The organism is Agromyces sp. NPDC055520, from assembly GCF_053619715.1.
In genome coordinates this window covers 19,031-45,793 of sequence record NZ_JBSHJY010000026.1, presented here as the reverse complement: position 1 = coordinate 45,793, position 26,763 = coordinate 19,031, and the positions used below count along the sequence as shown (strand labels likewise).

At 67.1% G+C, this 26,763-nt stretch carries 26 protein-coding genes, 1 tRNA gene and 1 pseudogene; 10 read left to right on the top strand and 18 right to left on the bottom strand.

Annotated elements, in window-relative coordinates:
- Positions 1-125: 125 nt before the first annotated feature.
- Entirely contained in the window at positions 126-1,307 is a 1,182-nt protein-coding gene (locus tag ACWGST_RS11620) for an ABC transporter substrate-binding protein (protein WP_452046823.1), read from the bottom strand.
- A 110-nt stretch (positions 1,308-1,417) separates the two neighbouring features.
- Entirely contained in the window at positions 1,418-2,512 is a 1,095-nt protein-coding gene (locus ACWGST_RS11615; protein ID WP_452046822.1) for an ABC transporter ATP-binding protein, read from the bottom strand.
- 130 nt (positions 2,513-2,642) lie between these two features.
- Between ACWGST_RS11615 and ACWGST_RS11610 the strand changes: the two genes are divergently transcribed.
- Together ACWGST_RS11610 and ACWGST_RS11605 are read left to right on the top strand one after the other, a co-directional pair.
- Complete coding sequence (locus tag ACWGST_RS11610; RefSeq protein WP_452046821.1) at positions 2,643-3,455, top strand: FadR/GntR family transcriptional regulator; 813 nt, start codon at positions 2,643-2,645, stop codon at positions 3,453-3,455.
- Positions 3,452-4,267: a PDC sensor domain-containing protein gene (locus tag ACWGST_RS11605; protein ID WP_452046820.1), complete on the top strand. Its 816-nt coding sequence runs from the start codon at positions 3,452-3,454 to the stop codon at positions 4,265-4,267. Before ACWGST_RS11610 ends, ACWGST_RS11605 begins: the two co-directional genes overlap by 4 nt.
- A 1-nt stretch (position 4,268) precedes the next feature.
- Here the strand turns inward: ACWGST_RS11605 and ACWGST_RS11600 are convergent, their stop codons facing one another.
- On the bottom strand, positions 4,269-4,928 hold the full coding sequence (locus ACWGST_RS11600; RefSeq protein WP_452046819.1) for a TetR/AcrR family transcriptional regulator: 660 nt from the start codon (positions 4,926-4,928) through the stop codon (positions 4,269-4,271).
- Between the two features lie 83 nt (positions 4,929-5,011).
- On the opposite strand from ACWGST_RS11600, the gene ACWGST_RS11595 reads away from it, so the two are divergent.
- Complete coding sequence (locus tag ACWGST_RS11595) at positions 5,012-5,965, top strand: alpha/beta hydrolase family protein (RefSeq protein WP_452046818.1); 954 nt, start codon at positions 5,012-5,014, stop codon at positions 5,963-5,965.
- Between the two features lie 323 nt (positions 5,966-6,288).
- Positions 6,289-6,864: a dihydrofolate reductase family protein gene (locus ACWGST_RS11590; protein WP_452046817.1), complete on the top strand. Its 576-nt coding sequence runs from the start codon at positions 6,289-6,291 to the stop codon at positions 6,862-6,864.
- On the opposite strand, the gene ACWGST_RS11585 is transcribed toward ACWGST_RS11590, so the two are convergent.
- Both ACWGST_RS11585 and ACWGST_RS11580 read right to left on the bottom strand, forming a co-directional pair.
- Positions 6,854-7,447 (bottom strand): dihydrofolate reductase family protein, encoded by a 594-nt coding sequence (locus ACWGST_RS11585; RefSeq protein WP_452046816.1) that lies wholly within the window; start codon positions 7,445-7,447, stop codon positions 6,854-6,856. The two genes, ACWGST_RS11590 and ACWGST_RS11585, sit on opposite strands and share 11 nt — an antisense overlap.
- Before the next feature lie 332 nt (positions 7,448-7,779).
- Entirely contained in the window at positions 7,780-8,400 is a 621-nt protein-coding gene (locus ACWGST_RS11580; RefSeq protein WP_452046815.1) for a hypothetical protein, read from the bottom strand.
- 158 nt (positions 8,401-8,558) lie between these two features.
- Here ACWGST_RS11580 and ACWGST_RS11575 point away from each other — a divergent pair, with 158 nt between their 5' ends.
- Together ACWGST_RS11575 and ACWGST_RS11570 are read left to right on the top strand one after the other, a co-directional pair.
- Complete coding sequence (locus ACWGST_RS11575) at positions 8,559-8,963, top strand: SRPBCC family protein (RefSeq protein WP_452046814.1); 405 nt, start codon at positions 8,559-8,561, stop codon at positions 8,961-8,963.
- Positions 8,939-9,304 (top strand): annotated as a pseudogene (locus ACWGST_RS11570) (DUF1990 family protein); the annotation flags it as partial. The gene ACWGST_RS11575 and the pseudogene ACWGST_RS11570, both read left to right, overlap by 25 nt.
- A 111-nt stretch (positions 9,305-9,415) precedes the next feature.
- On the opposite strand, the gene ACWGST_RS11565 reads toward ACWGST_RS11570, so the two are convergent.
- From ACWGST_RS11565 to ACWGST_RS11530, 8 genes are all read right to left on the bottom strand, one after another.
- Positions 9,416-10,819 carry an aromatic amino acid lyase gene (locus tag ACWGST_RS11565; RefSeq protein WP_452046813.1) on the bottom strand — a complete coding sequence of 468 codons (1,404 nt, stop codon included), beginning with the start codon at positions 10,817-10,819 and terminating at the stop codon, positions 9,416-9,418.
- A gap of 159 nt (positions 10,820-10,978) precedes the next feature.
- The gene (locus tag ACWGST_RS11560) at positions 10,979-11,923 is read right to left on the bottom strand and encodes a 3-carboxyethylcatechol 2,3-dioxygenase (protein ID WP_452046812.1); all 945 of its coding nucleotides are present in this window, start codon (positions 11,921-11,923) and stop codon (positions 10,979-10,981) included.
- A gap of 28 nt (positions 11,924-11,951) precedes the next feature.
- Entirely contained in the window at positions 11,952-12,818 is an 867-nt protein-coding gene (locus ACWGST_RS11555) for an alpha/beta fold hydrolase (RefSeq protein ID WP_452046811.1), read from the bottom strand.
- Positions 12,815-13,840 carry a 4-hydroxy-2-oxovalerate aldolase gene (gene dmpG / locus ACWGST_RS11550; protein WP_452046810.1) on the bottom strand — a complete coding sequence of 342 codons (1,026 nt, stop codon included), beginning with the start codon at positions 13,838-13,840 and terminating at the stop codon, positions 12,815-12,817. The genes ACWGST_RS11555 and dmpG overlap by 4 nt, the downstream gene beginning before the upstream one ends.
- Positions 13,837-14,787, bottom strand: coding sequence for an acetaldehyde dehydrogenase (acetylating) (locus tag ACWGST_RS11545; RefSeq protein ID WP_452046809.1), 951 nt, complete (start codon positions 14,785-14,787; stop codon positions 13,837-13,839). Before ACWGST_RS11545 ends, dmpG begins: the two co-directional genes overlap by 4 nt.
- 1 nt (position 14,788) lies before the next feature.
- A complete protein-coding gene (locus ACWGST_RS11540; protein ID WP_452046808.1) occupies positions 14,789-15,571 on the bottom strand; it encodes a 2-keto-4-pentenoate hydratase in 783 nt (260 codons plus the stop codon).
- Positions 15,571-17,400: an FAD-dependent monooxygenase gene (locus tag ACWGST_RS11535; protein WP_452046807.1), complete on the bottom strand. Its 1,830-nt coding sequence runs from the start codon at positions 17,398-17,400 to the stop codon at positions 15,571-15,573. The genes ACWGST_RS11540 and ACWGST_RS11535 overlap by 1 nt, the downstream gene beginning before the upstream one ends.
- Positions 17,401-17,497: 97 nt before the next feature.
- On the bottom strand, positions 17,498-18,715 hold the full coding sequence (locus tag ACWGST_RS11530; protein ID WP_452046806.1) for an amidohydrolase family protein: 1,218 nt from the start codon (positions 18,713-18,715) through the stop codon (positions 17,498-17,500).
- A gap of 181 nt (positions 18,716-18,896) precedes the next feature.
- Between ACWGST_RS11530 and ACWGST_RS11525 the strand changes: the two genes are divergently transcribed.
- Positions 18,897-20,129, top strand: coding sequence for a M24 family metallopeptidase (locus ACWGST_RS11525; protein WP_452046805.1), 1,233 nt, complete (start codon positions 18,897-18,899; stop codon positions 20,127-20,129).
- Positions 20,126-21,034 carry an alpha/beta fold hydrolase gene (locus tag ACWGST_RS11520; RefSeq protein ID WP_452046804.1) on the top strand — a complete coding sequence of 303 codons (909 nt, stop codon included), beginning with the start codon at positions 20,126-20,128 and terminating at the stop codon, positions 21,032-21,034. The genes ACWGST_RS11525 and ACWGST_RS11520 overlap by 4 nt, the downstream gene beginning before the upstream one ends.
- On the opposite strand, the gene ACWGST_RS11515 is transcribed toward ACWGST_RS11520, so the two are convergent.
- Positions 21,000-22,184, bottom strand: a complete 1,185-nt coding sequence (locus ACWGST_RS11515; RefSeq protein WP_452046803.1) for a PucR family transcriptional regulator — start codon at positions 22,182-22,184, stop codon at positions 21,000-21,002. The two genes, ACWGST_RS11520 and ACWGST_RS11515, sit on opposite strands and share 35 nt — an antisense overlap.
- 122 nt (positions 22,185-22,306) lie before the next feature.
- On the opposite strand from ACWGST_RS11515, the gene ACWGST_RS11510 reads away from it, so the two are divergent.
- Positions 22,307-23,755, top strand: a complete 1,449-nt coding sequence (locus ACWGST_RS11510) for a peptide MFS transporter (protein ID WP_452046802.1) — start codon at positions 22,307-22,309, stop codon at positions 23,753-23,755.
- Positions 23,756-23,855: 100 nt separating this feature from the next.
- On the opposite strand, the gene ACWGST_RS11505 is transcribed toward ACWGST_RS11510, so the two are convergent.
- The 4 genes from ACWGST_RS11505 to dcd form a co-directional block, all read right to left on the bottom strand.
- Positions 23,856-24,275 (bottom strand): hypothetical protein, encoded by a 420-nt coding sequence (locus ACWGST_RS11505; RefSeq protein ID WP_452046801.1) that lies wholly within the window; start codon positions 24,273-24,275, stop codon positions 23,856-23,858.
- Between the two features lie 28 nt (positions 24,276-24,303).
- Positions 24,304-25,554, bottom strand: a complete 1,251-nt coding sequence (locus tag ACWGST_RS11500; RefSeq protein ID WP_452046800.1) for a type II toxin-antitoxin system HipA family toxin — start codon at positions 25,552-25,554, stop codon at positions 24,304-24,306.
- A complete protein-coding gene (locus ACWGST_RS11495) occupies positions 25,551-25,847 on the bottom strand; it encodes a helix-turn-helix domain-containing protein (protein ID WP_452046799.1) in 297 nt (98 codons plus the stop codon). The genes ACWGST_RS11500 and ACWGST_RS11495 overlap by 4 nt, the downstream gene beginning before the upstream one ends.
- A gap of 143 nt (positions 25,848-25,990) precedes the next feature.
- On the bottom strand, positions 25,991-26,596 hold the full coding sequence (gene dcd / locus ACWGST_RS11490) for a dCTP deaminase (RefSeq protein WP_452046798.1): 606 nt from the start codon (positions 26,594-26,596) through the stop codon (positions 25,991-25,993).
- Positions 26,597-26,676: 80 nt separating this feature from the next.
- On the opposite strand from dcd, the gene ACWGST_RS11485 reads away from it, so the two are divergent.
- Positions 26,677-26,750 (top strand) — tRNA-Gly (locus tag ACWGST_RS11485).
- Positions 26,751-26,763 lie beyond the last annotated feature (13 nt).

Below are 26,763 nucleotides of genomic sequence, written 5' to 3'. Positions count from 1 at the left end.
CCCTTTCGGCGGCGGGCTCTTTGTTTTATACCCCCCGGGGCGGGGGGGGGGCCTGGGGGGGTCCTTGCGGGGGCGGGCGGGGGTGGGGGGCCGGGGGGCGCGGCCCCCGCCCCCCGGCTCGGGTGTCAGCCCTTGATCTCCTGCCAGGCCTGGGTCCAGGCCGAGTAGTCGACGCACTCGACATCGGTGCGACCGTCGACGCACTCGGCGATCGGGGTCGTCCAGTACCAGATCTGCGAGGCGTACTCCTCGTCACCGGCGTGGTAGGCCTCGCACGATCCCTCGGAGCGGAAATCGCACGCCGCCTGGTTCGAGGGCGCCTCGCCGAAGTACTCGGTCGCCGCGGCGTTCGCCTCGGGGCTCGCGATGTGGTCGAGCCACGCGTAGGCGCAGTTCGGGCTCTTCGCGTTCGAGGCGATCATCCACGTGTCGGACCATCCCGTGGCGCCCTCGTCGGGCAGGGTGACCGCGGTCGACGCGCCCTCCGACTCGAGCACGTTCTGGATGACCTGCCACGTCGTGCCGACGACGGAGTCGCCGGACTGGAAGGCCTGGATCTCCTTCAGGTAGTCCGACCAGTACTCGCCGATGGAGGCGCGTTGCTCCTTCAGCAGATCGACGGCGGCCTGGAACTGGGTCTCGTCGAGCGCGTAGGGGTTCTCGATGCCGAGCTCGGGCTGGTGCGCCATCAGGTACATCGCGGCGTCGGCGATGTAGATCGGCGAGTCGTATGCGGTGACCTGCCCGGCGTTCGCATCGGCCTTGTCGAAGACGACGTCCCACGAGGTCGGAGCCTCGGTGAAGGTCTCCGTGTTGTACATGAGGAGGTTGGCGCCGTACCCGTGCGGCACGCCGTACGAGACCCCGTCGACCGAGTTCCACGCCTGGTCTTTCAGGAAGGGGTAGATGCCCTCGTAGTTCGGGATGAGGTCGGTGTTGACCGGGGCGACGTCGCCCGCGGCGATGAGGCGCAGCGTCGCGTCGCCCGAGGCGGCGATGACGTCGTACTCGCCCGACTTCATGAGGTTCACGGCCTCGTCGGAAGTGCCGTAGGTCTTCGAGGTGACCTCGCAGCCGGTCGCCTCCTCGAAGCTGCTGACCCAGTCGACCGCGGGGTCGTTCGACCCGTCTTCGACGTAGCCGGGCCAGGCGAGGATCGAGACCTGCCCTTCCATCTCGCCGAGCTCCTTCGCGGCCTCGCCGCCGCCACCGCCGCCGCCCGAGGTGCCGCAGGCCGTGAGCATCGCGACCGAGGCGATCGCGAGTCCGACGGTCGCGCTTCGTCGCGCATTCCGCATTCGCATCATGGTTCTCTCCTTGTTTCTCTTGGTGAAGCCTGGTTGCCGACGTGCCCGAATTCGTCAAGATATGGGCAAGTCGATGGGTGGTGCAGTGGGTTGACAGACGAATGGATGTCTCAGCCGGACGTGCCGGGGAACATGGCGCCCACCGCCGCGGTCGGCGTGGGGTTCTGCGCCCCGATCGGCGCGCCGTGCACCGCCACGACGTCGTCTTCGTGCCACGAGACGACGACCCGGTCGCCGCGCTCGTCGTCGTGCAGACGACCGCGGACGTTCTGCTCGAGCACGCTGACGCGAAGACCGGCATCGAGGTCGATGACGATGCGGACGCCGCTGCCGAGGTAGATCGCCTCGACGACGGTGCCGGGTGCGTTGTGCACGCCGGGCCCGCTCTGGGGCGTGGCGCTCACGGTCATCTTCTCGGGCCGGAGCGAGTGGTGCCCCTCGCGCCCGATCAGTGCCATCGAGCGCTGCTCGTCGAAGAGGTTCGAGGTTCCGACGAAGTCGGCGACGAATCGCGAGGCGGGGCTCTCGTAGAGTTCGGCCGGCGTGCCGAGCTGCTCGATGCGACCGGCGTTGAACACCGCGATGCGGTCCGAGAGGGTGAGCGCCTCCTCCTGGTCGTGCGTCACGAAGATGAACGTGATGCCGAGTTCGCGCTGGATCTGCTTCAGCTCGACCTGCATCTGCTCGCGCAGCTTGAGGTCGAGCGCGCCGAGCGGCTCGTCGAGCAGCAGCACCTTCGGCTCGACGACGGTGGCCCGCGCGAGTGCGACGCGCTGGCGCTGGCCGCCCGAGAGCTGTGCGGGTGTTCGATCGGCCATCTGCTCGAGCCGCACCGACTCGAGCGCGCGCATCGCCCGCTCGTTCCGCTGCCGCTTCCCGATGCCGCGCACCCGCAGCCCGTAGGCCACGTTCTCGAGCACCGACATGTGCGGGAACAGCGCGTAGTCCTGGAAGACGGTGTTGACGTCGCGGTCGAACGGCGCCCGCTTCGTGACATCCTGCCCGAACAGCTGGATCATGCCGCTCGTGGGCTGATCGAAGCCGGCGATGAGGCGAAGCACCGTGGTCTTGCCCGACCCCGACGGGCCGAGCATCGAGAAGAACTCGCCGGGGGCGATCTCGAGGTCGACGTGGTCGACAGCGGTCACCGCGCCGAATTCCTTCGTGAGTCCGGTGAGGCGGATTGCCGGCTGCGGGGTGGTCATGGACATCTCCTTCGATGTGCTCGCCAATCATCTGGCGCCAGATGATAATGAATCATATGGCTCCAGATGTAAAAGTCAACCCCTCGTGTTACGGTCGTCACACCGTCATCGACCGACGCCTGGAGGACGGATGCCACACGCCACCGGCCGCGCCGACGCCACACGCGCGGTCGTCTTCTCACCGCTCGACGCCGCCGGGCGCGCCGAGCTCGTCGAGCAGCGACTCACCGACGCGATCGTCGCGGGCGTGCTGCGCGACGGCGAGCGCCTGCCGAGCGAGTCCGAACTCGCCCGCAACCTCGGCGTCGCGGTCGTCACCGCCCGCGAGGCGCTCCTCTCGATGCGAGACAAGGGCCTCGTGCACACCAAGCGCGGCCGCGAGGGCGGCAGCTTCGTGACCCATGATCGGGATGCCTCGGTGCGCGTGATCGACGGCCGACTGCGTGCACTCAGCCGCATCGAACTGCGCGACATCTCACTGCACTACGCCGCGATCGCCGGCATGGCCGCCGAGGTCGCGACCGACCGGGCCAGCGACGACGACCTCGCGAACCTCGTCGCGATCGACGCGCGCTCCGACCTCTCGACGCCGGGCGGCGCCCGCCGGGCCGTCGGCCGATTCCAGCTCGAGATCGCGGCGGTCAGCCAATCGCCTCGACTCGTGCGCGAAGAGCTGCGCCTGCAGGCCGAGAGCGGTACGCTGCTCTGGCTCTGCCTGCGCGAACCGCAGTATCGTGAACGAAGCAGGCAGGCGCGTCTCGACGTGATCCGGGCCATCCACGATGTCGACCCGGCTGGGGCGCGTCGGGTGACGACCGAGCACATCGCCGGGGCCGTCGACTGGCTCATCGACGAGAAGGAGCGGCTCGAGGCATACGTGACCGACCCTCGACCGGCAACAGAATCCTCAGGCAACGAAGCACTGGAAGGAGCCCGCTCATGACCGCGACCCCCACGGCCGCCGCCGCGGTCGACGTCATCGCGCAGCGCGTCGCCTCGACGATCGATCCCGTGTTCGCCCTGATCGACGGGTGGCGCGACACGCTCGAGGCGAGGCTCGCCCGGTCGCCCGCGCCGAACTCCGACGAGCTCGATGCGTTCGTCGCCGAACTCGTGCGGCCCGCACTCGACCATCCCAGCGCCGGCATCACCGGCGCCGGATTCGTGGCGGCGCCCGGCTTCCTCGCTGTCGACCCCTGGCACCTCGCCTGGTGGTTGAGCGGCTCGAACACGTTCCGCGCCGGCCCCGACGGAGGTGTGCGCCGCCTCGAGGTCGTGAACGATCCCGATGCCGAGCAGTTCCGCGACTACACGAGCCTCGAGTGGTGGCGTGTGCCCGCCCGCACCGGCACGCGCCACCTCACCGGCCCGTACGTCGACTACCTCTGCACCGACGACTACACGGTCACGATCACGACGCCCGTGCGGCTGGCCGGCGAGATGGTGGGCCTCGTCGGCACCGATGCGTACGTCGCGCGCATGGAGCAGGAGCTGCTGCCGGTGATCCGCGAGGCGGAGCATCCGTGCACGCTCGTGAACGCCTCGGGACGTATCGTCGCCTCGACCGACTCGCGGCGCGCGACCGGCGCGCTGCTGCGCCTCGACGGCCTCTCCGACGCGCTCGCGCCCCTGCGCCAAGAGGCCTGGGTGAACGATGGTGCGGGTTCGCCCCGGGTGGACGCCGTGCGCCTACCCGGCGCACAGCTCGTCGTGCCGTGCGGCGACACCTCGCTGGCGCTCGTGATCGAGAGCTGAGTCAGGCGGCGAGGTCGTCGACGTCCGCGAGCCGGGCGAGCAGCGCGTCGTCGGCTCCGGCGGCCCGAAGCCGTGCGACGAGCGCACGGCGCGCCAGCACATACGGCTGGTTCGAACCGCCGAGCAGCGACCGCATGTTCGCGGCGTCGAGCAGCGCGGTCGCCTCGAAGGCGAACTGCTGCGGATCCTCCCCCGCGCCGACCTCACCCTGCACGATCGCGTAGCTGAACGAAGCCGCGATGTAGCCGTTCCATCCGGCCAGGCCGGCGGCGAGCGCGTCGCGCACGGGCCCCGGCTTGGCGTCGAATTCCGAGGTCGTCGCGGCGAAGAAGCATCCACCCGTGAAGACACGCCCGCGAGAGTAGGCGAGCCAGCCGTCGAGCAGGGCGACGACACGACGGATGCCTCGGGGCTCGACCCGTGCCGGTTCGATGACGCTCTCGACGAAACGTAGCCGGGCCGCTTCGACGGCGGCGAGCTGCAGGCGCTCCTTCGTGCCGAACAGGCTCGCGATGCCGCTCTTGCTGACGTGGGCGGCCTCGGCGAGACGCCCGATCGTGAGGCCGTCGAGCCCCTCGATCGAGGCGAGATCGACGGCGTAGTCGAGCACGTGGCGTCGCGAAGCCTCGCCCCTCAGCCGCCGACCGTCGGTTTCGATCATGCCTTGATTGTACGCACGATCGTCTGTAAATTATCAGTACGAACGTTCGTATTGTTGATTTGACCCTGTTCGAGGAGAGACCCGTGTCAGCAGCAGCATCCGCCATCGCCACCGGAGTGCGTACGGCAGCGCGCGTCTCCCCAGAGCTCGGCGCCGCCCTCGCCCTGCCGCTCTTCATGCGGGTCGGCCGGCGCACGCCGGTCGCCGCGACCGACCTCGCGACGCACCGATCGGCCCGACGCGGCACCGTGCGCATCCCCGGCATCCGCGGTACGGGCGTCGACGTCGTCACCTACGAGTGGGGCGCCGGCGAGCGCTCGGTGCTGCTCGCGCACGGGTGGCAATCGCGCGCGAGTGTGTTCGGGCCGCTCGTGAGGGAGCTCCGCAGCGAGGGATTCCGTGTACTCGCCTTCGACGCGCCGGCGAACGGAGACTCGCCGGGCCGCCGCACGTACCTCGTCGACCACCTCGACGTCATCGCCGAGCTCACTCGCCGCGAGGGGCCGTGGCACGCGCTCGTCGGCCACTCGTTCGGCTCCCTCGCGGCACTCGTGGCGGCGCAGGGCGGAGTGCCGACGACCCGGGTCGTCGGCATCGCCGGGGCCGCCGATCCGCGGGTCTTCGTCGAGGGGTTCGGCGACCTGCTCGGTCTCGACGCGGTCACCCGCGACGCCCTCGCGGCACGGTTCGCCGATCGCGTCTTCTCCGGGAGGCCCGACCCGTTCGAGCGCTACTCGGCGGTGCGGCATCCGCTGCCCGATGCCATGCCGCTGCTGCTCGTGCACGACCGCGGCGACCGGCGCGTGCCGTTCACCGAGTCCGAGCGGCTGCTCGAGGCGAACGCGTCGCAGGCGCGACTGCTTGCGACCGAGGGGCTCGGGCACAACCGCGTGCTGCGCGCCGACGCGACGCTCGACGCGGTGATGGAGTTCGTGCTCGCCGACGAGCGGGCGCTCGGCGCGACAGGCGCAGGCGGCAATGCTCTGGCCGGCGTGCCGGTGGGTACTCCGCGGCGAGATCGCCGAGCCGGTAGCTGAAGTCTGCCCCGGTACGTGGGGTCAACGAGTCTGCCGGCGTCTTCGTCGACACCCCGGACCCTCACGACCCAGGCTGTGGCATCAGCATAGGCCCGACCGCGTCAGGCAGTCCGAGAGTTTGCTGCGAACTTCTCAGCGGCCATGAACGCCTCGAGAGCTGAGTGGGGCGCGCTCGGTCTGCGGCCCGATTCGCATCACGGCGTTACAGTGGGTGCGTTCGGGGCGCCCATGCGAAACGGCGCCAGCGGTCGTCTCAGTACCGGTCCGGTGCATGCAGGGCGCGCATCATGCATGCACGGCGCGCATCAAAGGAGAGCAACGCGATGAGACCACTTCGATACTCGATCAACGTCACGCTCGACGGCTGCTGCCATCACGAGGCGGGGCTGCCCCCCGACGAGGAGTCGATGCGCTTCTGGACCGCTGAGATGGAGCGAGCCGATGCCCTCCTCTTCGGCCGGGTGACCTACGAGATGATGGAGTCGGCGTGGCGGAAGCCGGCCACGGGCACATGGCCCGGCTGGATGAGCGAGTGGGAGATCCCGTTCGCCGAAGCCATCGACCGGGCGAAGAAGTACGTCGTGTCGAGCACGCTGAGCGGGGCCGATTGGAATGCCGAGCTGGTGGGTGGCGACGTGGGGCCGGCGGTTGAGCGGCTCAAGCAGGAGGCGGGCGAGGGCCTGTGGGTGGGCGGCGTGACACTCCCGCTGGCGCTGGCGGATCTGGGACTGATCGACGAGTACGAGTTCGTCGTGCAGCCCGTACTCGCCGGGCACGGGCCGACGTTGCTCGCCGGTCTGCGCGAGCGCATCGAGCTCGAACTCGTCGACCGCAACGAGTTCCGGTCAGGGGCGGTCGCCATGCGATACCGGCCCATCGACGCACCCGCTAGCCGGTAACCGAACGGCGCACCTGATAGCGCAGGTGCAGCACCCGGCTGCCCTGAACGACGACGTCCGGGTCTTCCAGCAGGTGCTGCGAGTCGACGGAGCCGAAGTAGCGCTTGCCGGACCCGAGCACGACGGGTGCGACATCCATGCGCACCTCGTCGACCAGGCCCGCGGCGAGCATCTGGCCGCCGACGTCGCCGGCCGCGACCTCGACCGTGCGGTCACCCGCGAGCTCCTTCGCCGTGCTCACTGCCGCCTCGATGCCGTCGACGAAGCGAAACGGCGCCGTGGAGTCCCAGCCCTCGGGCGCCGGCCGGTGCGTCACGACGACGACATGATCGACCCCGCTCGGCGGCGTTCCGTCCCAGCCGTCCGTGAGGTCGAAGACGTGGCGCCCGGCGATCGTCACCGCGATCTCGTCCCAGTAGGGCCGGATGTGGTCGTATGACGCCTGCGACACGTTCAGCACGCCGCTGTCATCGAGTGGCACGTCACCGCTGACCAGCCACTCGAACAGCGGGCCGGGATCGTCGTTCTCAGCCGCGATGAAGCCGTCCACCGAGACCGACGCATTCATGACTAGCTTGCCCATGGGTTCCTCCTCTGTTCGGAGTCCAAGTCTCGTGTGTCGTGAGCGGTCGCGCTTGTGAGAATTCAATCCGCCGGAAGGGGCCAGAGCCGGCGGCGACCTCGCCCCAGTCGACAGGTGCGGCGACGTCGATCGCCAACACCATGGCGGTGAAGCGGTAGCTGCGTGCCAGCCGCTTCGGCGTGACGCCGACGACATCCTTGAACCGCTTCGCCAAGTAGGTGCTGCCGGTGTCGCAACTCGGCCGCGGCCATCGGACTCCACGCTGACATTATCGCCGACCGTGCGTCTGGCGCGACGGGTCGCTTCGGGCTGCTCGTGCAGGCCAGGTGATTTCAGCGATCGAACTCCGGTCGGACTTCGGCGAAGGCTCCCACCTCTTGGCGCATGAGCACGACGAGGCGCCGGCCTTCTTCGAGCCAGGTGTTGTCGGGTTCCCAGTCGATGCCACCACGCTCCCAGTCGTCGTACCACGCGCAAAGGCCGTCGGCGAGCGTGTGCGACATGCCATAGTCGGACGGCTTCATCGAGTACTGGTCAGTGAAGCTCTCCCACAGCGGCCACCGGTGGCCGTGGTCGGGAAGGACTCGAATCACGCGTCGTCCATCAGGGAGCAGCGGAGGCTCTCCCCGCGCCGACTTGGCCATGAGGTATCGGTTCTGCATGGTCGCGCGCATTCGCCACTCCGCCGCGGTCGTCGGCGTGCTGTTGTAGTCCATTCCGGAGAGCCAGACCAACCCGCGACCCAGGTCCGCTTTCTCGACGACGAGCGCGATCGACCACAGCTTCCCGTCCTTGCCCGCCAATGCCGCCGCCTCGAGTACATCGTGGATCTGGGCGTCGACGAAGTCGAGCGTGGTCACCGCGTTCCCGGGTCCATCGAAGAGATAGAGCCGGAATCGGGCACTGAGATCCTCCCAGGATGAATCCCGCTCATCGACCTCGAACGCGCGCACATCGGCAGGGTATCGCCGCTGCCTGCTTCTCCGCGTCTACCGAGCGCTCGAGCGTGCGGAGGTCCGCATGATCCCGCGCCATCGGACGCGTCTGAGCAACGATCTCGATCGCCGTTCCCATGGCGGGTCGGAAGCGACGCGCCTGAGAGGATCGATGCGTGGTCAGTTCCTTTGCGATCGTCACTCGAACGGCAGTTCCGGTCGAGCAGCTGTTCGACGTGTCCTTGAGCATCGACGAGCACCTGGCGTCGATGGCGCACTCCGATGAGCGCGCGATCGGCGGTGTAACCGGCGGGTCGATCGGACTCGGCGAGACCGTGACCTGGCGTGCGAGGCATTTCGGGATCTGGTTCACGATGACCTCGCAGATCACCGCCCTCGAGCGACCCACCCGGTTCGTCGACGAGCAGACCCACGGTCCGTTCCGGTCGTTCCATCACGAGCACTCGTTCAGCCGTGACGGCGAGGGCACCGTCCGTATCGTCGCTCCGAGGTATCGACCCGGGTCGGCGGCGGCGAGGTCTGGGAACGCGTCGCACGCGATGTCCTTCGTTGGAAGGTGAAGACCCGCAGCGGGTTCTTTGTTGCCGACTCGCGACCGGTCTCACCCGGCACGGAGGTCACGATCACAACTCGAGTGGCCGGGATCACCATCCACGAGCCCGTCCAAGTGGCGACGGTCGTCGCGACCGAATCACGCGTGGGGTTCTCGTACCGAACGCTTCCAGGCCACCCCGTCGCGGGCGAGGAAGCATTCATCGTCCACCGCGTCGGCGAGGACGTGTTCCTCACCATCCGATCGCTCACGCGCCCGGCGCCGCAGCAACCGTGGCGAGCGCTCTACCCGCTCCTTCGCATCGCTCAGCTGATCGCCCGTCGCCGATACCTCCGCGCTCTCCGGTGACCTTTCGAGCTCCAGGAGGGCGACTCGTGACCAGACGAGATCGGATGCCTCGCCTCGCGCGATCGGGTCGATGAAGGTGCGGGGCGGTTCAGCGTGACGAAGTCGGCGCGTTCACACGAGGCCTTCGAACGTCTGGTCATCAATCAGGGATCGGACGCTGGTGAGGCAGATTCCGAAGTCGATCGGGCTGGTTCCCACCGGGAAGGCGCTGAGGATCTGCCCCATCAACGACTGAAGAGCGGTAGGAACTGGGCGGTCCGTACGCGTGATCGTGTGCGCTGCCACGACGGCGAGTACCGCGAGAGTCACGTCCAGTGCTTCGCCGGCTTCTCGCGCGTGACGCCAAGCCAACAGATCGGGTGTACCCGTATCGGTCTGCGGCGACCCTCCAAGCCCGATAAACGATGGCTGAGCGGCGGCTCGCGCTTCCTCGGCCCATCCAAAAGCAGTGTGGTAGAGGAGACCGACCTCATGCTCGGGCTCCGTCGCAGCCAAGCCAGTAGGCAAGTCGCACAATCGAGAAACTTGCGCCGCTGCGAGTTGTGCGAGGTCGGCCGACGAACGCGCGATCGCATCCATGGTCGGCGCGGCCCAAGGGTTGTGGTAACCGCCATTGGGGACGATCTGCCCCACTGGAGGACGTAGGTCAGGACCCACGAAGATCGGGTTATTGGACGACGCCTGCAGGGACAACGTTGCCGCGACTTCCGCCTCTGCGACTACCCTCCGCGCCCACCCGACCACTCTCGGCGCGCTTCTGAACGATACCGGCGCTTGGTACTGCAGTCGCACCGTCGCGCCGCCCTCGAGCAACTCACGAAACCGTGCCACGGTCGTTGCCTGATGCTCGTCGAGCCACGCTGTCTCTAACAGCTGGTCGTAGTGACCCAGGGGTGCCAGGACCGCTTCAGCAGACAGTGCAAAGATCGCCTCGACCGCGCGGAGCCGATCTCCTTGCGCGATGGTTGCGTCAGCGAGCGCCGCAGAGGCCACTGGTGATCCGTTCACCACCGCCATTCCCTCGCCCAGCTCGAGGGTCCCGTTGAGAGTCGCTCGAAACAGGTGGCCGAGAGGGATGATGTCGCCCGGCTCACCACTGCCGCGTTCGGGAACGAACGGCATCTCTCCATCTAGCAGGCCGAGCATTCTGCGGAGTGTGTCTGTCCTGAGTGGGGCCGTTCCGTTCAGTACGTCGCTCAACCGGGCCAGGACGATCGTCCTGACAAGACGCTCCGGGAGCCCCGGGCCGACGCTGGCCGGTGTTGCCGGCAACCGTCTTGCGTACTCATTTCGGTCGTGCTCCGCCATGACGATCTTGGCGCCGAGGTGGTGTTTCGTCGTGATGCCATACAGGTGCCGATCCAGGTTCGCGTTGACGAAGTCAAGGAACTGCTCTCGCCGACCGCTGATCCTCTCCAGAGCCTGCGGCGAGAGCCGAATGTCCGCCCTTTTCCATGCCACTTCTCGAACCACGTCCAAAGTCAGGTCACGGCTGCATTCGATTTCGATAACCATCTCTGTCTGTCCTTCTCTTGTGTCGTGGGCTGACCCTGTCGCCTCAGGGCTCGCGTGCCGGTAGTACCGTTTGATGGTCTGAGCGCTTGTTTGCGGCGGTCCAGGATCTGGGCCTTCAGTCGCCGCGAGAAAGCCGCGCCTGATGCCACGTCACAGCGATCAGGCGGCTGGACGCGCCAACGTGACGCCGAATCCCGCGATGTACTCCCTGATCGGTTTGTAGAAGGAGAACTCCACGGCGTACTGACCGGATGCCGCGAGCGCTTCGTATCCGGCGATCCACGTGCGTACCTCATGCGAGCTGTTGCCGGCGACCTCGGTCATCCAATCCGGGCTCCACGCGTCCAGCGGCGAGAGGTCGCCGGAGGCGAGGATCCGCATGAGCTCCTGATCCCATTCGGGCGCGAGCTCCTTGATGCCGGATTCGCCGCGGACGAACGCGTGAGCGGCGGCGATAACGCGCTGCTGGCGGGCATCGCGCGCTTCGGGCGTGAGGTGCCGCCCGCCGCCGAGCAACTGCGCGCGCTGCTCGGGAGTCGCCGTCGCGATGCGCGGCACAGGAGGGTCGTGGGAGAGCCCGCCGGACGCGAGGAACAGCACACGCTCGTCGCGATCGCGGAAGAAATCGCCGATCGCGCGCCCGAGATCGCGGATACGACCGATCGGTACAAACGGCGCAGCGACGGAATTGATGAAGACCGGGATAACGGGCTTTGCCCCGATGTCACCGTAGATGACCTCCATCGGCTGCACAGCGCCGTGATCCACCTCCATGCGCAGCGAGATGGCGGAGTCCACACCCTGGCCGAGCACGTACTCGGCCATCTGCTTGGCCAGCTCGGTTGGCACGTCAAGCGGACCGGCCTGGCTGCCGTAGTCGCCGATCGAGACCGCGTCGTAGCCGATGCAGTAGGGCGGCATCAGCTCGTAGAAGAACCCGTTGTAGTGATCAGGACCGAAATTGACGACCACATCGGGATCGAACTCGGTGACGAACGCGCGCACCGCGGCAAAGGCCGCATCCACAGCATCCTTCACCTCGGGCGCGGGCTCGATGTATTCGAGCAGGGGGCTGTGCGACATCGTCGCGAGTGCTACCGGCATCCTTGTGCTCCTTGCGTGGGAATCGTGATCAGTTCGGCTGGCCGAGGCCGTGAGCGCGGAGGTACTGACCGACGACCATGTTGAACTCGCGCGAGCGCTCAACCTGCGACCAGTGACCACACTGGCTGAAGATGTGCGCGTCCGCGTTCGGAATGATGTCAAGCAGTTCCCATGTGCGTGAAACGGGAATGACGACGTCCTGCATCCCGTGGATGAGGAGCACCGGAATGTCGAGCACGCCGAGCACATCGAAATCCAGAGGCAGTTCGATTCGGTCACGATCCCGAGCCGCGACGACCTCGCCGAGGCGAGCCGAGGCGGTGTCGTTGAGCGCAGACTGGTACCGCAGCGACACGAGCTCGTCGGTCACGAGGGACTTGTCGACCACGAACATCTCGAGCGTCTTTCGAATGCCTTCCTCCGTCAGTACCGGATTGGAATGACCCTGGAGCGCGCCCGTGAGCTTGGCACCGCCGGTGCCCATCGACACGACGCCCAGAAGCCGTTCCGGGAAGTCGATCGCGAACTGCAGCGCGAGCCAACCACCAAGGGAGTTGCCGACGATCCACGTCTTCTCGATGCCGAGCGCGTCGAGTACCCGGACCGCGTGGCGCACCCATTCGCGGATGCCGTACTCGGCGCCCTCGGCGGCGACGCTCTGCCCGTAGCCGATCGTGTCGATCGCGATGCACCGTCCGAGCTCCGACAGCTCGGGAAGATTCAACCACCAGTTCGCAGCGGCCGTGACCCCGGTGCCGGACCCATGCAGGAACAGGATCGGGGCCCCCTCGCCGAGTTCGTGGTAGTGAGTCAGCTCGCCCGGGGCGGTCTCGAGCCAGCGATCCTCGAGGCCGAAGAATGAAGCGGTCTTGTAGTCGGGAACTGTTGCGCTCATGCGAGCACCTCATTTTCACGCGCCCCGAGAAGATCGAGGGCGACATCAGTGATCATGTCCTCTTGGCCGCCGATGAGATTCCTCTCACCGACGCGCACCAGGATGTCGCGGGCATCGAGCCCGTATGTCTCCGCAGCCCGCTCCGCATGGCGGAGGAAGCTGGAGTATACGCCGGCGTAGCCGAGCGTGAGCGTTTCGCGGTCGACCTGTACCGGGCGATCCTGCAGGGGCCGAACCAGGTCGTCGGCGGCATCCTGCAACATGAACAGATCCGCGCCGGTCTTCCACCCGCACAGCTTTGCGACGGCGATGAACGGCTCGATGGGGGTGTTCCCCGCGCCGGCACCGTGGCCACCGAGCGAAGCATCCACCCGATACGCGCCCTGTTCGACCGCAACAACCGAGTTCGCGACAGCGAGCGACAGGTTCTGGTGGGCGTGGATGCCGATCTGAGTACCTTCATCGAGTACGTCCTTGAAGGCACGCACACGCTCGCGGACGCCGTCCATCGTGAGACGTCCGCCCGAGTCGGTGACGTAGATGCAGTTCGCGCCGTACGACTCCATCAGCTTCGCCTGCGCGGCGAGAGCCGGGGCGTCTGACATGTGCGACATCATCAGGAACCCCGACACGTCCATGCCCCACTCCCGCGCCGTTGCGATGTGCTGCGCCGAAACATCCGCCTCGGTGCAGTGCGTCGCCACTCGCACCGAGCGCACGCCCAGATCGAAGGCGCGCTTGAGATCGTGGAGGGTGCCGATGCCGGGAAGGATGAGCGTCGTGAGCACGGCACGATCGATCGCGCTGGCCGCTGCCTCGAGCCACTCCCAATCCGTGTTGCTTCCCGGTCCGTAGGTCAGTGACGACCCGGCGAGGCCGTCGCCGTGCGACACCTCGATCGCATCGACCCCGGCGGCATCCAGCGCCCCGGCGATACGGGAGACCTCGTCCGGCCTGATCCGATGCCGGATCGCGTGCATCCCATCTCGCAGGGTCACATCCTGCAAGTAGATCTTGGTCATGCGACGGCCGCCTTCTTCTCTCGTGCGTGCGCGAGGCTCTCGGCGGCCTTCACTGCCGCGGAAGTCATGATGTCGAGATTTCCGGCGTATGCCGGTAGATACATCGCCGCGCCCTCGACCTCGAGAAACACCGACACGCGTGTGAATTCCCCATCTCGGGACTCTGCGGGAACGAGGCGATTCAGCTCGACACCCTCATCGAGGAACTGCACAGGCTGCTTGAGTCGGTATCCAGGTACGTACTCTGCAACCCGGTCGACCATGGCTCTTACTGCTACGGCGACCTCCTGCCGCCCGCCCTCGTCGAGTCGGCCGACGATCACCTGCACCGTGTCGCGCATGATCATCGGCGGCTCCGCAGGATTCAAGACGATGATCGCTTTACCCACGGCCGCGCCGCCGACCACTTCGAGCGCTCGGGATGTGGTCTCGGTGAACTCGTCGATATTCGCGCGTGTGCCCGGGCCCGCTGATCTGGAGGCGATGGACGCGACGATCTCGGCGTAGAGAACCGGCGCCAGCTGGGATACGGCGGCGACGATGGGAATCGTCGCTTGCCCCCCGCAGGTGACCATGTTGATGTTCCCGGCATCGAGGTGCGCATCCAGGTTGACCACCGGCACCACGTACGGGCCAATTGCCGCAGGAGTGAGGTCTACGAGGAGCCTGTCGTACGGAGCGAGGGCGGCGGCGTTGTGTTCGTGTGCCCCGGCAGACGTGGCGTCGAACACGATCTCGATCTCATCGAAGCCGTCCAACGCGATGAGTCCTTGGACCCCCTCGTGGGTAGTGGGGATGCCGAGGCGATCCGCGCGAGCCAGCCCGTCGGAAGACGGATCGATGCCGACCATCGCCGCCATCTCCAAGGTCTCGCTCAGACGTATCACCTTGAACATGAGGTCCGTTCCGATGTTGCCGGACCCGATGATTGCTACTTTGGTTCCCATCTCACTCCTTCGATGCAGTCGCGGTCACGGTGCCGAGCGAGGAGATGCGCGCGGTGGCAGTCGCACCCGGCACGAAAGGCACCATCGGGCCTAGCGCCCCGGAGAGGATGACCTCACCCCTCCGGAGGGGTCGTCCCAGATCGTGCGCGATCTGCGCTACCCAGATGAGGGCTCTCCGCGGGTCGCCCATGCATTCGCTGCCGTTCCCGGTCGAAACCACGGCGCCGTCGATGAGCATCTCCATCTTCACAGCGACGGTGTCGACGTCAGCGAGTGGCCGGCGACTCTCTCCAAGCACGAACATCCCGCCGGACGCGTTGTCCGCAACAGTATCGACGATCGAGATGTCCCAACTCCGGACCCGGCTGTCGACGATCTCCAGGGCGGGGCAGACGCACTCGACCGCGTGCAGAACTTGAGCCGGATCGGACACATCCTTGCCGAGCACGAACGCGATCTCGGCCTCGATGCGTGGCTGAATCAGCCGAGAGGAGGGCACCTCACCAAGGCCGGTCGCATCCATTCCTGCGAGCAATACGCCGAAGTCCGGCTGCTCTACGCCGAGTTGACGCTGCACCGCTTCAGACGTGAGCCCCACTTTGCGACCCACACGCGGGTTCCCCAGCGATTCCGAGGCTCGCAGCACGCGCTCTTGCACTTCGTAAGCTGCCGCCAGATCCTCGCCCAGTTCATCCCTAACGGGGTCGACGGCCACGCCATTGCGGGCCGCCAGCAGGAGCCGGCCTGCAGCGCGCGCAATCAAGTCCTCACGCAATGTTGCCATCACTGCGCCTCCACCACTCGCGCCGCCCTGCCCAGGAGCGCCTCGAGCACCTCGGTAAGCGTCTGGCGTGAGGCCGCCGCACTCCCCACTCCGGTCTTTGCACGCCAGGCCACAACTCCGTCAGGGCGAACGAGGACGGCGCCCGACTCAGCAACATCCCGCACCCGCTGCCACTCCAGGTAGAGGTCCTGGGCGTCCGAGCCGCCTACGACAATGGCACGCAACGCGGGATGGGACATCTCGTCAACCGCTTCGACCCAGGCTGAACCTGTCGGACCGGTCAGGAGCGTCAGGTAAGGACCCTCGACGACATCGAGCGTTGAGATCCGGCGACCGTCCGCACCGACAAGCCACACGTGCGGAATCTTCGCCCCGGGACGTGTGGTCGCCTGTGCATACAAGTCCCGGTCGCGCAAGAAGAGTTCGGGCTCGGCGTCGACGTCTTCGATGATCGCGCTGGATGCATACCGCTGGTTCATCTCCACGCCTTGCGCGTTGAACTCGTATTGCTTGAGGTCGATCGCTGCCTCCAGGGCTGCACGAGTGGTCTCTCCCTCGGGTGTGGCGGCGCGGGCTTTCGCGACCCCGGACATGCCGCCAGCAATCCCAGCGAGGGCTTCACGGATCGGTGCATAGTCACGGCGCGACTGGTTGGCGCGCGCGACGATCTGGGCGCCCACGGGCGCGCGTTCCGCGGTATAGGAATCGAGGAGCCCCGCTTGCGCACGACCATGAATCACGAAGGCGAGCTTCCACGCGAGGTTGAACGCATCCTGGATGCACGTATTGGAACCAAGGCCGCTCGACGGCGGATGCCGGTGCGTCGCATCGCCTCCGCAGAAGATCCGCCCTGAGGAGTAGACCGGCGCGACGGCCTCGTTGACGTACCACGGGCTGATGGAGATGATCTCCGGCTCGAAGTCCGGGTCGCCTACGTAGCTGCGGATTCTCGCGGTTGCGGTCTCAACACTCAGGTCCGGGTCGCCCTTGCTGATGTCGATCCCCCAGCCTGCGATCCACTCGTCCCAGGGGCTGACGGCACGCAAGAGACCGAGTCCGATCTCCCCCACAGCGGCATCCGTGTTCACAATCCAGTTGAGGACGCTGGGCCGATGAGCCACATACGAGCTGAGATCCCCTCGGAACTGCGCATAGACCGCGCCAGCGCGGGCGAGGACGCCGTGAACCTCAAGTCCCGCATCCTGCATGACACGCGACTTCGCGCCGTCCGCTCCCACGAGATAACGCACCCGCTGGGTGTACTCCTCGCCGGTGAGGCGGTGCACGAGGGTGACGGTGACCCCGCATTCGTCTTGGACGCTGCCCCGATACTCCGTATTGAACGAGATCGCGGCGCCTCGCCGGCCGGCGGCATTCACGAGTATCGGCTCGACGAGAGTCTGGGGGATGTCGAGCATGGTGCAGGGACTGGAGCGCTCGTAATCGCCGGACCGATCATCACCCGTCCCCCACGTGCGCATCCGGAAAAGCTCGGGTCCCACGAGCGAGGTCGTGAACAGCGTGTCGCCCATCGACTCCCATGGCGTCGCCTGGCGCTTGATCTCCTCCTCCACGCCGAGGCTGCGAAGAACTTCCGCAGCACGGAGATTCGTGATGTGTGCGCGGGGCGTGGCTGCCAACCAGTTCTGGCGCGAGATGGCATGAACCCTCACGCCGTAAGTCGCGAGAGCCAAAGCGCTCGTTGCCCCCATCGGCCCGAGCCCCACCACGAGAACGTCCGCGTCAAAATCATCGTCTTTCCGATGCATGATTCCTCTTATTCCCTTGCCGTTCGTGTAGTCACGAACGATCTGCTTTTCATGAATCAACGCTGTCTGCGTCTGGTCGACGTGTCTGGGCCGGACGCTCCATCGTGTTTGGGTCCGACAAGCGACCCCGCCCGAACTGCTTCAACGCTGTCGACAGCTACGCGACGACGGCACCGCCTTTGACGACGAGATCCACGTTCTGGAACACGCGCACGTCATCTGCATCGCGAATGCCTTTGATCGCGATGAAGTCGGCAAAGCGCCCCGGCTCGATGGCGCCGACTTCCTCGGTGCCTATCGCGTCTGCTGCGTTGAGGGTCGCTGTCCGCAGGATCTCGATGCCCGGCATACCCGCCTCCGCGAAGTCGACCATCTGGATGGCGTTCGCACCGTGCGGGAAGATGATCGCGTCGGTGCCGTAAGCGAGTCTCACACCTCGACGCACGGCTGTGCGCAGCGCCTCCATCGAGATCTCAAGCCCCTCGTGCACCTTGCGCCGTACCTCGGCGGGGAAATCGGATGCGCCATGGCTCTCAACCCACTTGATGACGAACGTCGTCGGAACGTAGAAGGTGTCGCGCTCGAGGAGCAGGTCGAAGATCTCGTCGCCGTCGATGTACGAGCCGTGGTCGAGGGTGCGCACACCCGCGCGCACCGCGCGCATCGCGCCGAGCGTCCCATGCGCGTGAGCCGCGACGTACTTGCCGTAGAGCGCCGCCTCCTCCACTGCGGCCCGGATCTCCGCCTCGCTGAATTCGGGAGCTCCTGGCGCGGTGCCTGCGGTGAAGCCGGCGCCTGTCGCGATGATCTTGATGAGGTCTGCACCACCGTGGATGTACGTACGCACGGCTCTACGCACTTCATCGACCGAATCGGCGACGCCGATGCGGAAGTCCGGCGGAAGTGGGATGTCGCCGACGAGGTCGGTGATCTCGCCGCCGCCCGTCGAACTTGTGACGTACCCGCCCGTCGTGAACATGCGGGGGCCCGGCACGATGCCGTCATCGATCGCGTCGCGGAGGTCGCAATCGATGAAGGCGCGGAACGTGCCGAGGTCACGAACGGTCGTGAAGCCCGACCGCAGCGTCGCGGCGGCATTGCGCACGCCTTGGAGTGCCGCCCACGACGCCGACTTCGTGATGAAGGGTGCGGAGCTGCCGTGGTCGAGACTCCCGATGAGGTGCGTATGCAGATCGATGAGGCCTGGAGCAACGAGATGGTCGCGCAGGTCGACGTAGTCATCAGGCCGCTGACCGCTGCCCCACGGCTCGACCGCGACGATCCGGTCGCCCTCGATGACGATCGCTCGGTCGTCGAGCAGCTGCAGGTTGCGCACATCTGCGAGTGTTCCTGCGCGATAGGTGGTGGTCGACATCGTTCGGTCCTTCCATTGGCGACTCCGGTCAGTCTCGTCAAAGGGAGTGACAATCTATTTGGACAAATGTTGGATGCTCATCGTCATCTAGTGAACAAGCGTGCAAGACGACTCGGACGGGTGCGGCGAAGAATCGAACGGAGGCGCCAAATGGGCGCTGACTCCGACGAAAGCGACACTCATGACGCATCCATCGCTCGCCGAGCCGACCCGTGAGAACTCCATCGGTTCCCCCGTCGAGCTCGCGTTCGACGCCGCCGAATACGACCGCCGGCTCGGTGTGCTGCGCGAGTCCATGTGCGTTGCGGGCGTCGACGTCGCCATCATCACGGCCCCAGACACGATGGCGTGGCTGCACGGCTACCGTGCGCGCTGGTACCGGCAGCACACCTCGACCTCGATGCCGCCTGCGCAGTGCACGATCGTGCACGCGAACGAGGACGTCTACTTCATGATCGAGGCGGGCTACCACCTCGACGTCGTCGCTGCGAACTCGGTCGTGCCCGAGATCCGTCCCCTCCCCTCATCCTTCGAAGAGGAGGTGACGCTGGCCGAGTACGTCGCCTTCCTCGAGCACGAGTTCCGCCGCGAGGGGTGGCAAGGCGCGACCGTCGGCATCGAGCGCTGGTCGTGCATCCCGAGCCCCGCGGTCGCCGACGTCGTCGAGGGCATGCTCGAGAGCATCGGCTGCCCCGTCGTCGACACAACGATCCCGTTCCGCTCCGCGCGCGCCAAGAAGTCGGCGGCCGAGGTCGAGAAGATCGAGCGCGCACAGCGGGCGTGCGACGCAGGCATCCTCGCCCTGCAGACGGGTGCGACGCGCGAGATGACCGAGCTCGAGGCGTGGGCGCTCTACACGTCGGGCATGGTCGCCGCGGGCGGCGAGCCCGCGGCCCTGCACGAGACCGTCGCGACCGGCACATCCCTCTCGGGGCTGCACCGCTTGAGCGGCCGCACGCCGCTCGGCGCGAGCTACCTCTTCCACCCGGATGCCGCGGCGGCGTACGACGGATACCACGCTCGCGCGACGCGACCCCTCGTCTTCGGCGCGGCGCCCGCGGAGGACATCGCGAACGCAGCCGTGCAGGCCGAGTCGTTCGAGGTCTTCGCCGAACACGCGGTGCCCGGCACCCCCTGGCGGAACGTTCAGGACAAGCTCCGCGAGCACTATCGTCGTGCAGGCCTCGAGCCCGCTGGCTCCGGCTACGAGCTCGGCGTCACGGTCGCACCCGCCGACTGGGTGGGCGAGTTCGCGTGGACGATCGGCTCTGAGAACGATGCTGTCATCGAGGCCGGGATGGTCATGACCTACGAGACGTGGAGCACCGTCGTGCTCGTCGACACGATCGTGTTCGAGGAGACGGGCCCACGCTTCCTCTCCTCACTGCCACGGACCGTGCTGGAGGTCGCGTGAGCGGCGCGGCGCGGTCGACCGTACCGTGGACCGCCGAGCGCTTCGTCGCCGACGGACACGGCGGGTCGCTCCGCGTACGCCAATGGGGGCCGGATGACGCGCCCGCGGTCGTGTTCCACCATGGCACGCCGAGCACGGGAGCGGCGATCCCCGGCGGCTGGGATGCGCCGGGCGAGCTCGGCATCCGGGTCATCAGCTACGACCGCCCGGGCTACGGCGGCTCGACCGCGCGAGCCGGGTACGCCATCGCCGACGGCGTCGAGTGGGCGCGGCGCGCGGCCGACGCGTTCGGCGTCGACATGTTTGCAACGATGGGCACGTCGGGCGGGGGACCGTTCGCGGCCGCGACCGCCGCGCTCGCTCCCGATCGCGTCACGCGGCTCTGCGTCTGCGTCGGCATCGGCCCCGCGCAGGAGCCGGGGTTCGACTCGAGGGCGGGCATGCTCGCCGCGACCGTCGAGGAGATCGACGCTGCGTCGGGCGGCGAGGCGGAGCTGCGCGCCTTCATCGATCGGCTCGGTCGCGGTGAGGGCGATCTGAGCGCGTGGATGTCGCAGCTCCCGGCGCGCGATCGCGCGATCCTGGGCGACGCGGCCGTGCAGCACGAGGAGGCGGTCGAGCACGAGGAGTGGACGACCGCGGGAGTTGAGGGCTGGGTGAACGACGACCTGGCGATCTTCAAGCGCCCGTGGGGGTTCGATCTCGCGTCGATCGCGGTGCCGACCTTGCTCGCATACGGCGCGGCCGACGTGCTCGTGCCGCTCTCGCACGGTGTCGCCTACCAGGCAGTCATCCGCGGCGCGCGACTGTCGATCGCGCCGGATGCCGGCCACTGGCTACGCCCCGAGGAGCGCGAGCTGCTCGTCTGGCTCACCCGCGACGACGGAGCTGGATCCAGGCGTTGAGGGCGAAGCGCGTGTCGCCGTCGTCGAGGTCGATGCCGTAGGTGTCGGCGAGTCCGCGGAGCCGGTAGTAGACGGTGCCGCGATGCACGTTGAGCCGCGCCGAGATCTCGGCGACGCTCCCGCCGGCGTCGAAATACGTCTCGAGCAGCTCGAGCACGTCGGCGGGAGCTGCCTCGAGAGCCGCGAACAGCGGTGGCAGTAGGTGGGGCGGGGGAGTCGAGAGCATGGCGCTGATGGCGGCCGGCATTGCGGCATCCGCCCAGTGGATCGCGGCGTGTCCCGTACGCCGGGCAAGGCCGGCCGCGACGCTCGCCTGGTCGAAGGAGCGCCACACGTCAGCGAGGGCGGATACTGCACTGCCGACGCCCACCCTCGCGGCATCCGCGAGTCCTGGGTCTTTGAGCTCACGCACGATGTTGCCGCAGATCGTGTCGAGCGAGTCCCGCGGCGGGCGGTTGCGGTAGCCGACGATGATGATGGTGTCGGGCGTGGACGGCGCGAACGCGTAGGAGTCGATCGTGGGCGCGGCCATCGCCCGCCAGAGCGCTTCGAAGATCGTGCGCCGCGGCGATGGGCCGGACCATGCCGTCCACTGCACGGGGAGATTGAGGACGAGCGCGACGAACCAGTTCGATCGGTTGAACATACCGAGGTCCTTGAGCTCGAGAGCCGCCGACTCGCGCGTCGGCTGATCGTCGGCGAGGAGCATGATGGTCTGCGACTGGATCTCGTCGTTGACCGAGCTGATCGACTCGAACATGTTGTGCAACATGTGCTCGAGGGTCTCGACGGCGTCGGCGATCGCGTAGCAGTCGGGAGGAAGCAGGGGCCCGGTGACCGTGACCCACAGGTAGCCGAGCACCTCGACGCGGGAACGGATCGGCACGCATATGCGCGGGTTCACGAAGCCCGACTCCACGTGCGGCTCGACCATGGTCGGCGCGTGGCGCGTGTTGAGTCGGAGGGCGCCGAGGTGCTCACGCTGGCGGGCGTCCGGCTCGCGATCGACCAGCGTCCTGAGTCGCGCGGGATCGACGTCGCCGAAGTGCGGGCTGGATGCAAGAAGGTGGAAGGCGGCGTCGTCGAGCACGACAGATCGCGTGAGGGCGATCGAGAGGCGATCGATCGTCTCCTGCAGGGCATCAAACATGTCAGCTAGCCAAACGTTCGAACGGAGGCTTCAATCTTACGACGTGTGTTCAGAGAGTTGACTCATCGGCTCTACTTGAGTTGTCCCGACAGCATCCCCATCACATTGGAGTGACCATGGCCGTGACCGACACAGGTGTCGAAGCCCCGCAGCAGCCGCACCGGACGATCCTCGGCCTGCCCGTCAAGGTGTGGCCCGTCTCGATCATCGGGGTCTTCGAGAGCTTCGCCTTCTGGGGCACCCAGACAGTCCTCGTGTTCTACGTGTACTTCGCGGTCGGCGACGGGGGGCTCGGGCTGCCGACGAGCCTCGCGATCGCGGTGTCGTCGGCGTACGGCGGCAGCGTCTTCCTCGCGACGGTCTTCACGGGCTGGGTCGCCGACCGTCTCCTCGGCGCCGAGCGCACGCTCCGGCTCGGAGCAGTCGTCGCCTTCGTGGGCTACGTGCTCCTCGCGTTGATCCCGGGCGCACCGGGACTCATCGCGGGACTCGTGGGCATCGCGTTCGGCACGGCCGCGATGTGGGTGAGTGAGGGGACGCTCGTCGACGCCGCGGTCGCCGACGAGGAACCGAAGCGGGATGCGGCGTTCACCGTCTATTACCTCGCGACCGCGACGGGCGCGCTGCTCGGCATCACCCTTTCGGGCGTCTTCCAGTCGACGGTCGGGTTCCGCATCGGCTTCGGCATCACGGCCGTCGCGCTGCTCATCGGCCTCGCCATATACCGTCCGTTCCGCAAAGGCATCGCCGCGATCGCGCCGGCGCCGAGCGGGAGCGCCGCCCGATCGACCACCCTCGTCGTCGCGATCGTCATGGCGATCGTGCTCGCGCTCGTGGGTGCCACCGTCGTCGGCGTCAACCCCGCGCTCATCGTGCTCGTGCCGAGCGTCATCCTCGCGCTCGTCTTCTTCACGCGCTTCTTCGTGAGCGACCGCGTGAGCCACGAGGAACGCGCCGGCATCCGCCGCTACCTGCCCTTCTTCGTCGCGACGCTCATCTTCTGCGCCCTCTACCAGCAGCTCTACACGACGGTCGCGATCTACTCCGAGGAGAACACCGACCGCTTCGTCTTCGGCATCGAGCTCCCGCCCTCGACGATCCTCGGCATCGCGCCACTCTGCACGATCGTCGTCGCGCCCATCCTCGCAACCATCTGGGGTCGCCTCGGTGAGCGCCAGCCGGCTCTGAGTAGCAAGTACGCCGGCGCGTTCGCGTTCTGCGCGATCGGCCTCGGGCTGCTTGCCGCGGCATCCGGCTCGTCTTCGCTCACTCCACTCATCGTGCTCGCGACCGTCGTGTTCATCTTCGGTGCGTCGGACATGGTCGTCTCGCCCGCGGGCATGTCGATGGCCACCTCGATCGCGCCCAAGAGCTTCCAAGCGCAGACGCTCTCACTCCACTACCTCGCGGTCGCGATCGGTACCGCGGGTGCGGGCATGATCGGCGAACTCTACCGCCCGGGCGAGAACGAGACCGCGTACTTCTGGACGCTCTCCGCGACGGCGATCGCGATCGCGATCTTCATGGTCGTCGTTCGCGTCATGAGCCGCAGGAGTGCGGTCGCCCGCTAGGCATCCATTTCCCGACCCAGCCGCGCATCTACCGCGCGCGAGCGGCGATCAGCGTCAGAGTATCGAACTGTGTAGGAAGACGCCATCTACCGCGTGCTAGTCAGCACGGAGATGCACCTCGTCGGCGCAGGCCGACTTCCGGCGTGCTCCCAGTTGTGAAGTTCCGACCGAAACGGGTCCCGTCCGGCAGGCGAGCTTCGCGACGTCGCTTGTCCGTGCCGGCCGCGAGGCCGCGCACGGACTCTCGCGGAGCGGCCGCCGGGTTCGCGAGTCCGCGATCGGCGTGATCGCGTTCCAGTGCGAATACGAACTGCTCCCGCGCGTCATCCCGGTCAGCCGCGACAACCTGCAGGCGGTTGGAGTTTCGTCCGCGGGTCATGCCCACATAGACGCCCGCCGCATCCATTGCATCGCCGAGGATCGTGTTGGACTCGCATACAGTTGCGCCCTGCATCCCGTAGGCAGTCGACGCGTACGCCAAGTGGGTGTGCTCGGCGACGTACTCCTTCGGCAGCCGCACAGTGGCCGTTCTCGCTGAGCAGCGGACCTCAGGCTTCGCGGAGAGTGCGGAGCCCGGCGGTGAACGAGTCCCCGAAGCGCCCGAGTTGCGACTGCGGCACGTCGTTCCCGGTCGCGACCTCGCGCCATGCGGCGAGCGCGTCAGCTACCTCGGCGAGTACGGCCCGTGCCTCGACCGGGGGTAACCGACACGCGCGGGCGAGTTCGATCAGCCCGTCTCCTTCGTCGACGGGCAGGTCGGCGCCGGCGATCGTGGTCTGGCGCAGCTCTGGGTCGGGGTTCGGGTTCACATCGAAGGCCGGGCTCAACGTCCAACCTCCTCGAGCGCGGAGGAAGCCGTGGTTACGGAGGTGGTCGTCGGTGTTGTTCAGCCCGACGCTGACCGCGACCCTCCGAAAGAGTTCGTGCGCGTCATCCGTCGCTCGAGCACTGATCTCTGCGAGACCATCGGCGATGTCGACGTAGTCGGCATGTTCGCCGTCGCGATGCTCGAGCATCGTCATCGCGCTGGCATAGCCGATGCGGTGGTCGTTGTCGTCGCGGTCGAACCGCTCGAGTAGCAGCACATGTCGGCTATCGACTCGTACGAGACGATGGCGCGCGACCCGAACACCGGCAGCGGCCGCGAGATCGAGCGCCGTCGCCTCCCAGGCCATGACGTCCCAAGCGTCCTCGAGGTGCGGGAACTTCGCGATCAGTTGACGATCGTTCTCATCGAGCACCGCGGCCTTCGGCCTGGCTCCGCCGAGCGAGCCGGTCCCTGCGGCGAGAAGTAGCTTCACCGCCTCGAAGTCATCGTCATTGTCACTTGCTGCCGCATCCGCCGCCCGCATGAGCTCGGGCAGTCGGACCATCCGCGGCACACCGTGGCCCGGGTCGAGGAACGGGGCTGTCGGGTCTTCACCGGACCGATATCTGAGCGCGCCTTGGCGGGTGATGTCGCTGACGCCGGCCAGGTAGTCCGCGTCGTCGAAATCGCGTGGTCTCCGCGACTCATGGCGGGCGAGGGTGCGCTCGCGCTTCTTGATGAGGTTGCGACCCCAACGGTCCGGCGCTGAGTCCGCGAACGCACCCGGGAGACCGGGCGTCTGCTGGGTGCCGGAGACGAGGGGGAATGCGGGATCGAGCTGATAGGCCCTCGTGTGCTCGAGGTATGCCGGGTCGTACTGAAAGGTCGTGGAGGTGAGGTTGCCGCGGCTGCGATGGAATTGCGCGCGGCCGACCAGCGCTGTTGCGCCGTCGAGTTCGACATGGACTTCGAGCGCGCCGTAGCGCGTCATCGGACGCGCTTCCGCTCGAGCTGGCCCGCTCGGGCTCGGCCGAGGTCGGTGTCGAGTGGATCCAGCGCTGCCGTGAGCGTGTCGAGAATGCCGAGGGCGCGCGCCACGCGCAGCACCACATGGAAGCTCACACTCGGATCACCATGCTCGAGCTTGCGAAGGGTGCCTCGAGTGACGTCGGCCCGGTCTGCGACCTGCGCGGCGGTGAGCCCCAGAATCTTGCGCCAGCCGGCGAAGTCCTGGCCGATCTCGCGGGCGGACCTGAGGATCACGGCGGGAAGGTTGGAAGCCATGAGGATCTCCCGAGGTAATGGTAAGCGTCTTACCCATTATATGAGTTAGTGGCCTGATTAGTGACCATTATCTGGAAGGTTCAGACACGTGCGCATGACCCGCTGAAACAAGAAAACCACCGGTCCACCGGCGGTTTGAGACCTCAGTCCCCCACAGCCCCCGCGTCAGTACCCCCGACATCCGTGCGGTGAAAGCTCTGAAATGAGCGCGACGCCGTCGGCCCACGCTGCCCCTGGTACCGCGAGCTGTACTCAGCAGACCCGTAGGGCCGCTCGCTCGGCGACGACAGGCGGAAGAAGCACATCTGCCCGATCTTCATGCCCGGCCAGAGCTTGATCGGCAGTGTCGCGACGTTCGAGAGTTCGAGCGTGACGTGGCCGGTGAAGCCCGGGTCGATGAACCCGGCCGTCGAGTGCGTGAGCAGGCCCAGGCGACCGAGCGAGCTCTTGCCCTCAAGGCGCGCGGCGACGTCGTCGGGCAGGGTCACGGCCTCGTAGGTCGAGGCGAGCACGAACTCGCCCGGGTGCAGGATGAACGCCTCGTCGGGCCGCACCTCGATGAGGTGGGTGAGCTCGGGCTGGTCTTCGGCCGGGTCGATGAAGGGGTACTTGTGGTTGTCGAACAGCCGGAAGTACCGATCGAGACGCACATCGATCGACGAGGGCTGCATCATGCCCGGTTCGTACGGGTCGAGTCCGATGCGGTTCGCGTCGAGTTCGGCCCGGATGTCACGATCTGAGAGCAGCACGCTGCCAGCGTAGCAACGCACTTGCTAGGATGACTGACGATGCCTCTGCAGCCAGATTTTCAGGCCGGCGGATGCTTCGTGCCGATGTAGTTCAATGGCAGAACTTCTGCTTCCCAAGCAGATAGCGCGGGTTCGATTCCCGTCATCGGCTCCATATGTGATCCGCT

What these genes read in the sequence shown, in the direction of transcription:
- ACWGST_RS11620 (WP_452046823.1), bottom strand. Translation starts at nt 1,307, where the DNA reads ATGATGCGAATGCGGAATGCGCGACGAAGCGCGACCGTCGGACTCGCG.
- ACWGST_RS11615 (WP_452046822.1), bottom strand. Translation starts at nt 2,512, where the DNA reads ATGACCACCCCGCAGCCGGCAATCCGCCTCACCGGACTCACGAAGGAA.
- ACWGST_RS11610 (WP_452046821.1), top strand. Translation starts at nt 2,643, where the DNA reads ATGCCACACGCCACCGGCCGCGCCGACGCCACACGCGCGGTCGTCTTC.
- ACWGST_RS11605 (WP_452046820.1), top strand. Translation starts at nt 3,452, where the DNA reads ATGACCGCGACCCCCACGGCCGCCGCCGCGGTCGACGTCATCGCGCAG.
- ACWGST_RS11600 (WP_452046819.1), bottom strand. Translation starts at nt 4,928, where the DNA reads ATGATCGAAACCGACGGTCGGCGGCTGAGGGGCGAGGCTTCGCGACGC.
- ACWGST_RS11590 (WP_452046817.1), top strand. Translation starts at nt 6,289, where the DNA reads ATGAGACCACTTCGATACTCGATCAACGTCACGCTCGACGGCTGCTGC.
- ACWGST_RS11585 (WP_452046816.1), bottom strand. Translation starts at nt 7,447, where the DNA reads ATGGGCAAGCTAGTCATGAATGCGTCGGTCTCGGTGGACGGCTTCATC.
- ACWGST_RS11565 (WP_452046813.1), bottom strand. Translation starts at nt 10,819, where the DNA reads ATGGTTATCGAAATCGAATGCAGCCGTGACCTGACTTTGGACGTGGTT.
- ACWGST_RS11560 (WP_452046812.1), bottom strand. Translation starts at nt 11,923, where the DNA reads ATGCCGGTAGCACTCGCGACGATGTCGCACAGCCCCCTGCTCGAATAC.
- ACWGST_RS11555 (WP_452046811.1), bottom strand. Translation starts at nt 12,818, where the DNA reads ATGAGCGCAACAGTTCCCGACTACAAGACCGCTTCATTCTTCGGCCTC.
- dmpG (WP_452046810.1), bottom strand. Translation starts at nt 13,840, where the DNA reads ATGACCAAGATCTACTTGCAGGATGTGACCCTGCGAGATGGGATGCAC.
- ACWGST_RS11545 (WP_452046809.1), bottom strand. Translation starts at nt 14,787, where the DNA reads ATGGGAACCAAAGTAGCAATCATCGGGTCCGGCAACATCGGAACGGAC.
- ACWGST_RS11540 (WP_452046808.1), bottom strand. Translation starts at nt 15,571, where the DNA reads ATGGCAACATTGCGTGAGGACTTGATTGCGCGCGCTGCAGGCCGGCTC.
- ACWGST_RS11530 (WP_452046806.1), bottom strand. Translation starts at nt 18,715, where the DNA reads ATGTCGACCACCACCTATCGCGCAGGAACACTCGCAGATGTGCGCAAC.
- ACWGST_RS11525 (WP_452046805.1), top strand. Translation starts at nt 18,897, where the DNA reads ATGACGCATCCATCGCTCGCCGAGCCGACCCGTGAGAACTCCATCGGT.
- ACWGST_RS11515 (WP_452046803.1), bottom strand. Translation starts at nt 22,184, where the DNA reads ATGTTTGATGCCCTGCAGGAGACGATCGATCGCCTCTCGATCGCCCTC.
- ACWGST_RS11500 (WP_452046800.1), bottom strand. Translation starts at nt 25,554, where the DNA reads ATGACGCGCTACGGCGCGCTCGAAGTCCATGTCGAACTCGACGGCGCA.
- ACWGST_RS11495 (WP_452046799.1), bottom strand. Translation starts at nt 25,847, where the DNA reads ATGGCTTCCAACCTTCCCGCCGTGATCCTCAGGTCCGCCCGCGAGATC.